The following is an 891-nucleotide window of genomic DNA, read 5'->3' as shown; positions in this document are numbered from 1 at the left end:
TTCTGGTTTCAATCCGACCCAGCGGTGTTCTCCGATTGGGCCGCAGCAGAAACGCAGCAGGCGGATGGGTTTCAGACCGCACCCGGCGTGTTTTCTGCGGATGGGATCGATCCGGCCTCGGCTCTGCTGCTGAAAGCCTTACCCAAAAAGCTGGGTTCACGGGTCGTCGATCTGGGTGCCGGATGGGGCTATCTGTCAGCAGGTTTGCTGAAGGATGACAGCATCCGTGCATTGCATCTGGTCGAGGCAGACCATATCGCCCTGGATTGTGCGCGCGCCAACGTGACAGATTCTCGTGCCCAGTTTTATTGGGCAGATGCCGTCAAATGGAACGCTCCGGAACCGATAGATACCGTCATCATGAACCCACCGTTCCACACATCCCGCAGTGCTGACCCGGCACTTGGACAGGGGTTCATAAGCGCGGCAGCGCGCAATCTGGTCCGTTCGGGTCACCTATGGATGGTGGCCAACCGCCACCTGCCCTACGAAGCAACCCTGAGCGACATGTTTGCGCAGGTCGATGAGGTAGCCGGAGACAATCGGTTCAAGGTTTTTCATGCCTCTCGCCCTCGGCGATAAGGCCCGCTAACCTGCGCCACAACTCAGGAGGATTCGAATGTCCTTTTCCATAGCTGGCAAAACAGCAATCGTTACGGGCGGAGCAAATGGTATCGGTCTGGCGATCGGGCGTCACTTTGCGGATGCCGGGGCTAACGTCATGTTCGCCGACATGGATGAAAAGCGCCTGCTCGAGGAGTTGGGTGAACAGGCCGATGACAGCAATATCCGCTATTTTGCAGGCGATCTTCGTGAAAAGCTGACAATCGCGAACCTGCTTTCAGCGACATTGGACGCCTTCGATCAGGTCGACATTCTGATCAACGGTGC

General features: G+C 57.1%; 2 protein-coding genes. Both read left to right on the top strand.

The window, feature by feature from the left end; all coding sequences use genetic code 11:
* Positions 1-582 (top strand): class I SAM-dependent methyltransferase (locus E1297_RS23860; RefSeq protein WP_155143010.1); only part of this gene is annotated, 582 nt, incomplete at its 5' end.
* A 37-nt stretch (positions 583-619) separates the two neighbouring features.
* Positions 620-891: SDR family NAD(P)-dependent oxidoreductase (locus tag E1297_RS49895; RefSeq protein WP_209015960.1), on the top strand; the 272-nt coding region annotated here is incomplete at its 3' end.

The organism is Roseibium sp. RKSG952 (assembly GCF_009711355.1).
This window is presented reverse-complemented; position numbering and strand designations above follow the sequence as displayed.